This window comes from Phycisphaerae bacterium (assembly GCA_019636475.1).
GTDB lineage: Bacteria > Planctomycetota > Phycisphaerae > UBA1845 > UTPLA1 > JADJRI01.
The window spans coordinates 89,678-100,820 of sequence record JAHBXN010000003.1 but is presented as its reverse complement, the minus strand read 5'-3'; the positions used below and the strand labels follow the sequence as shown (position 1 = coordinate 100,820).

The window sequence follows — 11,143 nt, the reverse complement described above, 5'->3', positions numbered from 1 at the left end:
GAGAAGCCGGCGCGGGTGCGCCGGGCCGCTTCGAAACGGGAGAATCGGGTCGACTGGTAATATTTTCACTATCGAATATGTTTAATGGGTTACGGGCGTCAAGTACGAAGTTCGGGAATCGCATTTGAATTTGGGAGTATCCGGATGTCACCTCGTAAGCTGAGATCGCTCCGGCGATTGGCTGGTTTCTTCGCAATCGGAGCTTGCATCGCGCAAGCGGGACCCTGCGCGGTCGATTCAGGCCAGCTCGGAGCGCTGCTCCAGGCAACCGCGGGTGTCGCGACCCAGACGTTCGTGACCTTTGTTTCAGACACGCTCTTTTTCCTTCTGGATAATTTCCTGGTTCGCCTGACTGCGGCCTGATTTGTATCAGTTTCAAATGATTCAGACTGGGCCGTGCGATCGCGTTGCTTTGGGTGACAGCGATCAGCAAAACGCCATGGAGTGTCAGATATGAGTATTCGAAGGTGCATGGTTTGGTCGCTCGCCGCGGCAACGCTGATCCTGCCGATGACCGGATGCGTCAGTCGCGTCCAGGGCACGGATTTCGTTCGCACGGAATTTGCCCGGCTGACCGCGGATCTGGTCGGCCAGTTTTTGCTGATCCTGATTCAGGCGACCAGTCCGTTCAGTGCGGCATGATCGGCTCTGCCGGACGATTGCCGTGCCGCTTTTCGTGGTCGCTCGTGCGGTGCCATAGGCATGTCGCAGTCCATCTCGACTAGATGAGAGAAGATCAAGTATGATTGCCCGGCGATTCCTTCCCGCTCCCACACGGATGATGGTTGCAGGATTGTTGGTGCTACTCAGCGGGACGGTTTCCGCCCACGCACAACAGCCCGACGGCGAAGAACCGCCCTCGGCCGAGCAATCATCACCGCAGCCCGAACCGCTCACCGATTCAGCAAAACTGGTTCAGCTCAACGCCGGCATCGCAGCGTATCGCGCAGGCAGCCTCGATGAAGCTCGCAGGATTCTCGAAGGTCTCGTCGCGACCGACCCGAACAACACAGCCGGACAATATTATCTCGGCCTGATCTTTCTGAAGCTCGGCTTGTCGACAACAGGCAATCCCGATGAAGCGAGAAAGTTGTTTGAGTCCGCGCAGGTCCGGTTGCGCAAGGTTGTCGAAATCGCCGATCCGGCGGCATTCCCATTTGAGGCGTATCTGGATCTCGGAATCGCGCAACTCGGTTCTCAGGAACTTACCGATGAGGGCATGGCCATTTCGCTCCGTGCCGCCCAGACCCTGCAAAGTTATGTCGATCAGGAGATCGGCCGAGATGATCGAATCGGTCATTTTTTCCTTGGCGTTGCCTACTACCGGTTGTCGAGCCAGCAAAGGAGGCTGAGCGGACAGAACAAAAGCCGTGACCACCGTCGCGCTGAAGCCGCATTTGAACGGGCCATGATCCTTGCAAACCGGGATCTCGCTGACGGCACGTTTTCTCAGGCGGAATACGCCGATTTCGAAACCAAGATCATCTACTATCGCGGACTCCTGGCGATTTTCGCACAAAGCAACTCCGAAGCTCGGGGCCTCCTTCAGAACGTCGTTGATCGCGGCGCGGCCGGTCCGAAGACAAAGATCATCGAATTTTCCGAGCAGTTGATCAGGAAAATCGACGACGTGATGCAGAGTTCGCCGGCGCCAATGACGCTGGATTCCCCCATCGGACCACTTCAGATTGAGGGATTTGTCACCGTCGGAAACTACTACGATACGAATGTCATCCTGTTGGGCCAGGACACTCTCCTCCCCAGAGGGATTCCGCATGAAGAGGATTATCGCTTTGGATTGCAGACGGGCGTGGACGTCAGTCGGTTCCTGACGAAAAAACGCGATAACATCATCGGCGAGAGCCTTTTCATCGGCGTGGGCGGCTCCACGTCGCATTTCTGGCAACCCCACGTCAAAGAATTCGATCTGAATATTTACGGCGGTCGCGCCTATGTGAACTGGGAACCGGTCGCGGACCTGTTTGTAGGCATGCAGTACGACTACTCCTATACCAAACTGGGGCAGGAACCGTTCATCTCGAGTAATCGCATCACGCCGGTTGTGTCGAAAACGTGGCGCCGCCCCGGAATGTCATCGAACGATGCCAATTCCGAACTGGGACGGACGGACTTCTTTTATACCTATGACGATCGGGACTATCTCGATCGCATCTTCGACCCGCGACTCGATCGCGACGGTAACTATCACTCGGTCGGCTTCCGACAGACGTTTAATCTCATGCAGGCGAAGAACATCTGGCGACAGTACTACGCCGATCGCGGAAACGGCCCCCGCGACTTTCGCGATTTTGAACGCTGGATGACATTTCGATTCGGCTACACCTACCGCAACGAACGAACCCAGGGCGATGAATTTGATTTGTGGGGCAATACGGTCTACGGCGGCATCGAGATTCCATTGCCCCGCCGACTCTCGTTCGATTTTGCCGCGGAATACACGTGGGACGAATACACCCGTCCGAGTCTTTTCGACTACCGCGGATTCGAACGCAGCGACTTCATTCAACGCTACATCTTCGGTCTGACCTATACACTCAAGGATCGCGGCGAAGTTACAACCATGGAGTCGCTCAGCGTCAAATTGCGAGGGAGCATCGAGCTGCAATATCAGGACTCCAGCATCTGGGACCGGCTCAGCCAGGATGTCTATTCGTTCAACCGTCAGATCTACGGTCTCGAACTGCTTATCAGCTTTTAGCGCAGCCGAAATTCGAGCGGTTGCCGCTGGTCCTTCGAATCCGAGCAGCGAACGGCCTGGCGGCCGGGTATAATGTAGAAGGCGGTTTCAGGACTGCGATTTTCCGCGCCGCATGGCCCGCACGCATCGAGGAATCGGCTATGAAAAGCATCTTTTTCGCGATCAATGCGTATCGAGTTCTTCCACGCGTGGTCAACATCGCGGTGTCGATGTGCGTGGCTCTCTGCGTTTCCGGTGCCGCGCTGGCTGAGGTTCGTGGACCGACTGTGACGGCCGTGTCCAATGGCTCGGTCGGTTCGCTTCAGGGGGAAGGCCCCGAACAGCCTGTCGCGATCGGCGAGGCCATCGACTTCGGGCTGTTGAAGATCAATGCCGGGCGCCAGGTGATGATGTATTGCGGAGCCGATGCCGGGAGCGGCGGTGGCGCGGTCATCGTGCTTGGTCCCGCCGAAGTCTCAGTGGACTGGCAGCCGGATCGACTCACGCTAAGTCTCAACAGCGGTCGCATGATGAGTTCAGCCTTTCATCCGCAGGCCGACCAACTGGTCTTCATCAGGTCGTCTTTGCCCTCGGGTCTGACTGTGGAAGCTGCGCTGGGTGAGGGAGAAACATTTTTCAAGAACGCTGATGGCCGAATCGAAGTGGGGTTTGATGCATCGTCCGCACGCGCGGGCTCGATGAAAGTGCGCATCGGAGATGTCGATCGCGAACTTGCGACGGAGAAGCGACTGATTGTCGATGCGACTGATTCCACTGAAGCCGACATGGGAACATGGGGATCGGAGAACGGGTTTGAATTCGTCGCGGTTTCGTCGGAACTTTCGGTGAAATCGGCTCGCGATGCGCGCATCAAGGTGCAATCGGATCTGCTCGATACCGTCGTTCAGTGGGACCAATACGCGCAGCCTTCGAATATCGAACCTCTGCCCGAAGGCAGTGAAGTTCGGGCGGAAATTCGGCAGAACATCGCCGCGGCACAGAATGCCGTGCGCAACACCACCAACCGCAGCGGATCGCCTCAGACTCCGAACGTGCAGGGCGCGAACGAAGTTCCTTCGCTGTCTCCTGGCGCGATCAGTGTTGGAGGCGTGACGGCTGTCAATCAGAACAATGCCCAGGCCAGAAATCTGTTAACGCAGACTCAAAGTCGCGGACTCGGCTTCAACGGTCCGAGCCGATTGGCGTTGCCCGGCTTTGTCTCCGGCTTCCGCTTCATCGGCCCGGGCGGTCTCGGCGCACAGAAGGCCAAGCGATGATTCGCATCGCGCCATTCACATTCTGACATCGTCCGTGTTGCGAATTCTCAACGCGCCGGTGTGACATGTTCATGCGTTAGAATCAATAAGTCCGTTTCAATTCTGACGGTCACTTCCACCACCCGATTGGAGTGCGCGATTTTATCCGGACGTACGGCGAGAACTCTGCGGAGTTAAGTTCCCGCACATCGCTTGTAATGCACTCGTACGGAGTATAATGCCATAAGGGCCAGTACTCTGAGCATTGGGTGTTCGCGCTCGGCGCCTGCTGAACATGGTTTTCCGAGCGTGCGACTCATTCCAACGATGGCTAATTCAGAATTCGGCGCAACATGAGCGGCATTGGCTTAAGAGGGTATCTCAAATGACGAAGTTGACGACGAGCGATCGCAGTACACCGTTTACGAAAACGGCGGAACTTTCATCTCAATCCGATTTGCGATGCCGACTCCATGTGGCGATTTTGATCATTGCATTGGCCGCCCTGTTGTTTCCGGTTGTTGGTCGAGCCGACTCGGTGACACCTCCCGCGGTGACCAATCTAAATGTCGATACCAATCGAGCCCTGGCGACCGGCGCCGGCGCCGGCGGCGTCAGCGCGGTTGTCGGCAATCTTCAGATCCAGGACGGTCCGGAACAATACACGGTCGGCGCAGGCAGTGACATCACCATCACCATCGCGCCGGGATTTCAGTTTGACTCGACTTCGGCCGTTCAGATGTCCTGCCCCGCTTATGGAATCAACGGTCTCGCGGCCGGCGTTGCCGCGTCGGTGAATCCGACAGGGGCCGCGAATGAGACACTCACGTTTAATCTGAGCTCCGGCGGCACGGCCGGCGTTGACACATTCACGGTGACCGGCATTCGCGTTCGAATCATCAGTCAGACCGGGGCCGTGGCAGGCGCGACCACGCTGCTTCGGATCAATACGCTCGCGGTGGGTGGAACGATCAACAACGGCGCGTTTGCCGCGGCAAACGTGTCTGTCGGCGCCGCGCACCATCTTAATTTTTTGACGCAGCCCGTGGATACGGCGGCAGGTTCTTCGCTTTTTCCACAGGTGGCCATCGTCGACTTTGGCGAAAATACGGTGACAACCAGCGACCGCACGATCCGAATGTCCATTCAGAACAACCCGGGCGGCGGGACACTCGATGGCGATCGCAACGTCGTTTCGTTCAACGGCGTGGCAAGTTGGACCATAACGGAGAACATACGGATCAACGCAGTCGGCAATGGGTATACCCTGCGCGCGACGCGGCAAACCGGCCCGGCGTTCCTGAGCAGCAATCAAGTGGACAGCGTGCCGTTCAATATCATCGCGGCCGTACCGACGAGTCTCGAGTTTTCAGTGCAGCCGGCCGCCAATATTGGCGCGGGCGCGGACATCCTCGCCTCGGTGACCGTGCGCGACCAGTTCAACAACACGGTTGCCGGCGTTCCGGTCACTTTGAGCCTCGGAAGCAATCCGACGGGCGCGCTGCTGCAAGTCGGCAGCACGCTGGTGAAGAATACCAACGCCTCGGGCGTGGCATCCTGGGCGGCCGCGGATGATCTGCGAATTACCGTCGCTTCTTCCGGGTACCGTCTGCAGGCAGCGGGTGCGGGCGCGCCTATCTTGAGTAGTTCGTTTACGATCGATCCCGGCGCCAACGCGAATCTTCAGTTCGTGCAGCAGCCGAGCAACACGGAAGTGAACGCGACAATCGCGCCGCCTGTTTCGGTTGAGGTCATTGACGCATTCGGCAATCGCACGAATGCTGCCGTTGCCGTGGCACTTGCCCTGAATCCGAATCCATGCAGCGGCAGCCTCAGCGGCGGCGGCGCGACGAACGCCGTTTTGGGTCTCGCGACCTTCAACGCGCTGTCGATCAATACCGTGTGCACGGGCTATCGCCTGGTCGCCAGCAGCGGCGGACTGCCCAATGCAAATTCAGCTTTCTTCGACATCTCCCAGGCGACCAACCTCGCCATGGGAACGGTGAGCGTGGACGTGGCCGGCTCGGCGACGAACGCGACGTTCAACTATTCCGTTCAGGGATCGGCCACGGTGAATGCGTTTGCGATCGAGATCGGACTGGACCGCGGGCCTGTTCCAGATGGCGTGCCGGATGTGGTGCTTGCGACGATTCCCGCGGGCAATCCGGACATCGGCCTGTCTCCGGGGACCTACCAGATCACGCGGAATATCCGAGCCGCTCTTAATGCCGCGACGGTCGGCAACGGCGATCGCGTGATTGTTCGACTGGACACGACAGACACCGTGGCTGAGCCGGCGGGAGATAATGCCGCGAGCAGCGCCGATTTGAACGTCGACATCTCCGTGGTGAGCCTGAACTACAATTCCAACCTGAATGTGGCGACGCTATCGTACGTCTTGAGCGCGCCCGCCAATGTTCCGGCATACAACATCCGTTTCTTCCTTGATGACTCGCCGCAGAACGGCACATTCGATGCGGGTGCGGACTCGACAGTCGGCCCGGCGCAGCCGGGTAATACCGTTCCCGGCATCTATACGGCCACACAGGTCTATTCGGGTCCCAATATCCCGGCCTCGGATCAATCGATTTTCGCGCAGGTGGATGTGGGCTTGGCCGTGAATGAGTCGAATGAGACGAATAACATCGCGACGGGTGTCAACGGCGATCCGACGAACCTGATCGCCAACGCACTGGCCTATGATGCCACCTTGCAGGCGGCCACACTCTCGTACACGGTCATCGCGCCGACGCCTGTTCCCGCGTACGCGATTCAGTTCTACCTTGACGATGGCGATGACGACTTTGAAGCGGGTTCGGACACGCTCCTCGCGCTGCCGACAGCGCCGCCTGCGCCTGTTACCGCGCAGGGCGGGCCTTATTTCATGACCGTGGACTTTTCGGGCGCGCCGCTGGCGTCGGGTCAGCGCATCTGGGCCGTCATCGATCAGGCCAATACAGTTCCGGAAAGCCGGGAATTCGCCGATATCAGCTCGCCTGCCGACATCGGCACCGTGACGGATAACATCGCGACGGCAACCAACAACGCCGGAACCAATCTGGCGGTGAATTCCGTGTTTCTTCAGGTCGCCGGCGTCCAGACTTTTGCGCAGGTTCGATATTCGATCGACAGCCCGGTGGCGGCCAATCCTGCCACGACGATTGAACTGTGGCTGGACCGTGCCAGTAACGGCGTCGGCAACGACGTGCTGCTGACGACGTTTACCAATGCCGACCTGGATTTGTCCTTCAATAACGCAGGAAACGGCATCAACCGCCTTGTGGTTCGAGATATTCGTGTGGATGGTATCGCTCCGGCGGTCGTCGGCCTCAACGGATTGGGCATCGCCAATGGCGACACGGTCGTGGCAGTCATGATCATTCCTCCGGGGCAGGAGAATTCCAATCCCCTCGATGACACGGCCGCCTCGGCGGGGATCACGGTTGATTTGCAGGTCGTCGGTCTGGCGTATGATCCACCCACGCAGGATGCGACGCTCAGTTACAATGTTCTGGCTCCGGCGAACGTCGCTCCGTATCTGATTCGGTTCTATCTGGACGATGGCCCGCAGAATAACGTGCTCGATATCCCCGGTGATACGCTCATCGAAATCCTGGGCGACATGGGTAATGTTCCTGGATTGGTGACGCCGGGGCCTCATCAGGTGACTCGCAACTACGGCGGCGCCGTTCCTGCCTCGGATCAACGCATTTTCGCCCGGATCGATGCGGGCGGCACGATCACTGAAGACGACGAAGGCAACAATGAGGGCACTGCAACCAACTCGCAAACGACCGATCTGTCGATCGACGCGGTCTCCGTTGAATTGATTGGCGATGTGACGAACGCTCGCATTGCCTATTCGATCAACAGCCCGGTCTCCGCGCATGTGGACACCCGAATCGAACTGCGGCTGCGCAAGTTTGACGGCTCGCCGGATGTCAATCTCTTGACAATCACCAGCGCTGACCTTGATTTCAGCCTCTCGAATCTACCGCCGACGCACGAAGTCGTGCGAAATATTCGCCCGCTTCTGGATGCACTTCCGAATAATCAGCGGGTCGATGACGGCGATCAACTTTTCGCAGTGCTCGTCCTGCCGCCGGCCCAGCCCGATCTGAACGGATTGAATAACCAGCGGTTGTCGGCCGGCGTACGGGTTGACCTGTCTGTGACCGGGGTAATTGTCACGGCATCTGACGGCGTGCGCGTCAAAGCCTCTTATCGAATCGACGCACCGGGCAAAGTCGCGGATTTCGCGCTTCAGGTCGGTTTGGACCGTCTCGCGAACGACGATGCCAACGGCGACGGACTTATTGATCCGGGTGGAGACGGAATCATCGATCACCTGTTGCTTGTGGGCATCAACCGAGTCGAGTTGCAGCCGGATCCGGCCAACCTCGACCCATTTGCGCCGGGTAATCATGTGACGCTGGAGTCCGGCGATCTTGCTGAACTGGTCCTGAACACCGGTAAGATTGTTCAACCCAAACGGCTGCTCCAACTGCTGGTTGAAATCGACCCCGATGACACGGTCATTGAAGCGCCGGCGTCATCCAATCGAGTCAGCAATACGGCGGCCGATGCGGCTCGTTACATCGTCGATCTCGGCATCACGGTGCCCGATCTGACAGCTTTCAAGGGCTTCGCGCTGGGCAAGCCGATCGACAATATCGGTGTGCGTTACTTCATTGCGAATAACCCGGTTCCTCCTGGCACGAACTTCCGTATCGGCGTATGGATTTCCGCGAAGGCCGGGGACATCGACCCGGTGGAAGATCGCCGGGTTCGACAATTGATTTCCGGTACCGATTTCATTTTGCCGGCGATTGGTTCTCAGGTGACGGGATTGGGGCACGAGTTGAACCTGTCGGCATTGACGATTACTCTTGCTGATGTCAACGCCCTTGCCACGCCGCCGGCGCTGCCGGGCGACATCTTCATCAAGATTCGTATAGACGATGACATCACGGGCGCGAAGCCCAACGGCGACATCCTCGAAGGGAACATCGCCGGCGTTGAAGCGAATTCGAACAACGTCGTGTCGCTGCGAAATCGAGGAGACAACGCGGACGTCGACAATGACGGGCTCACCGAGAAACAAGAGCGTGATGGTTTCGACATCCCGGCGAATCAGGTGTTTAACGCTCAGTCGCTGCCCGCGCAGGCCGGCGCCCCGATCGGTCGCGAACGGACCGAGACGCTCGACACGACACCCGATTCCGACGGCGATGGATTGACCGACGCCGAAGAGCGGGCACTTGGCACCGATCCGCGTAATCCTGATACGGACGGTGACGGCCTCCTGGACGGCGAGGAAGTCCTCGGTCGACGCGACCTCAACGGCAACGGCCGGCTCGACCCGGATGAGTTGCTGCAAGACTCGATCGCGATTGATCTGGATTGTGACGGTGTGCTGGATGTTTATCTGATTCCCTTCACCGATCCGAACAACTGGGATTCAGATGGGGACGGACTGAGTGACCGGGAGGAATCAGCGCCGAACGGCTGGACCATCTCACGATATCCGGCCAACGGAACGAGCGGTCGCTTCAACAAATCGTTCACCTGCAAGGTATTTACCGATCCGAACAACTGGGACACGGACGGCGACGACATCAGCGACTGGGATGAAGTGAATACATGGGCCCGCAATGCTGAAGGCTTTGCTGACGAGAACAATATCACCGCAGAGGAGCGGGCGAATGCCGGTAGCGTGCCCGCGATCGGTCTGCAGCCGCTCATCGCCCGCGCCGGACGACCCTTCGCCGCGGGTACGGAGTGTGGCCGAAATGACACCGGCGTGGGCTGCATCAGCACGAAGACAAAGGTGTCGTTCGGCATTCGCACAGATCCGACGCGCGTTGATACGGATGGGGACGGCCTACTCGATCACGAAGATCCCGCGCCGAACATTCACCCGGCCCGGTTCGGATTCGATCAGGATGGCGATGGAGACTTCGATCTGAACGATCTCGAAGCAATTCGCCAGCAACTGATTCGCACCAGGGAGCTTGCGGCGAACGCGCCGTGGACCCATGCCATCTTCCAGGCTCGCCTGCTCAATTTCGATCAGGACGGCGACGGATTCCTCGAGGCGCCGGACGTCAACGGCGACGGGTTCCCTGACTTCACCCGTTACAACGAGGCGACTCTCGAACAGGCCTATGGCGTGGATTTCAGCAACACCGGAAGTCTGGATGATGGATTTGATGTCGGCTCGCTCGGTTTGGGCGAGGTTGATCAGAGCGGCTCAAATCGATTCGGCACCTATCGCGTTTCAGAAAAGCTGGGTGGCGACGGCGTTCTTGATAACATCGATAGCAATGGCCAGTTGATCCCCAGCGACAACTGTCCCCGGCAGTCGAATGCGACGCAGGAGGATTTTGACGGCGATGGGTTAGGCGACGCCTGCGATGCCGACCTCGACAACGACGGCATTCCGAATTTCCTTGATCCGGTGCGTCAGTTGCCCGTGACCGCACTGCAATTCCCGAACATCTGCGGATTCGGCATGGCTCAGGCCACAGCTGGCGCGCTGCTGGGTCTGTTCGGCATGGCTCGGATCTCACGCCGAAATCGAGAGAAGCGACGATTGCGAAAGCCTTGACGCCACACGCGTGACAAACGGTTCGGAACGATGTCTTTGGCCGAGCCGGACCTGAATCGGTACTGAAGCCGGCGTGCAGCGCGTACGCCGGCTTCTTTCATTGCTGATGGCATTATTTCAGGCGATAGAGGTGAAGCGACACATGTTGGCGAGCCTGTTATAATCCACCAACGGCCGCTCCCCCCATCGAAAGGACTAAGAGAATATGATCCGCTACCGTACATTGAGATCGACGGTTTTCGCCGTGGTGGTCGCCATTGCCCTCGCCCATGCGACGGGATGTCAATCGTCGAATCAGTCGACCTCTGAGACTCAGAGCGGTCAGAATGGCAGCGCCGAAGTACGCGATGGTGATACGATCACGGGCGGAGATGCCGATCGAGCATCAGCCGAACTGGATGCCCAGGCCGAAGAGCGCCGTGCCCGTGGACAACGTCCTGCTTCCAACGATACCCGTGGCGGCACGCGTTCGGTCGATCAGCCGCGTGTCGGCGGTCGTCCTTAGCCGTCCGGAGGCGAGGGCGGAGTCACTCTTACTTATCTGAACGGCCCGGTGACGAAAAAAGCCTCCGGGCTGCT

Annotated in this window: 6 protein-coding genes; all 6 read left to right on the top strand. The window is 58.6% G+C overall.

Annotated features, from left to right (window positions below; translation table 11 throughout):
• The first annotated feature begins 144 nt into the window (after positions 1–144).
• The 6 genes from KF841_06010 to KF841_05985 all read left to right on the top strand — a co-directional run bounded on the left by KF841_06010 (position 145) and on the right by KF841_05985 (position 11,109).
• Complete coding sequence (locus KF841_06010; GenBank protein MBX3394903.1) at positions 145–363, top strand: hypothetical protein; 219 nt, start codon at positions 145–147, stop codon at positions 361–363.
• A gap of 90 nt (positions 364–453) precedes the next feature.
• Complete coding sequence (locus tag KF841_06005) at positions 454–642, top strand: hypothetical protein (GenBank protein MBX3394902.1); 189 nt, start codon at positions 454–456, stop codon at positions 640–642.
• A gap of 100 nt (positions 643–742) precedes the next feature.
• Positions 743–2,719 (top strand): tetratricopeptide repeat protein, encoded by a 1,977-nt coding sequence (locus tag KF841_06000; GenBank protein ID MBX3394901.1) that lies wholly within the window; start codon positions 743–745, stop codon positions 2,717–2,719.
• Between the two features lie 140 nt (positions 2,720–2,859).
• Positions 2,860–3,975 (top strand): hypothetical protein, encoded by a 1,116-nt coding sequence (locus tag KF841_05995; protein MBX3394900.1) that lies wholly within the window; start codon positions 2,860–2,862, stop codon positions 3,973–3,975.
• A 364-nt stretch (positions 3,976–4,339) separates the two neighbouring features.
• Positions 4,340–10,564: a thrombospondin type 3 repeat-containing protein gene (locus KF841_05990; GenBank protein MBX3394899.1), complete on the top strand. Its 6,225-nt coding sequence runs from the start codon at positions 4,340–4,342 to the stop codon at positions 10,562–10,564.
• Between the two features lie 326 nt (positions 10,565–10,890).
• Positions 10,891–11,109 carry a hypothetical protein gene (locus KF841_05985; GenBank protein ID MBX3394898.1) on the top strand — a complete coding sequence of 73 codons (219 nt, stop codon included), beginning with the start codon at positions 10,891–10,893 and terminating at the stop codon, positions 11,107–11,109.
• The last annotated feature ends 34 nt before the right edge of the window (positions 11,110–11,143 follow it).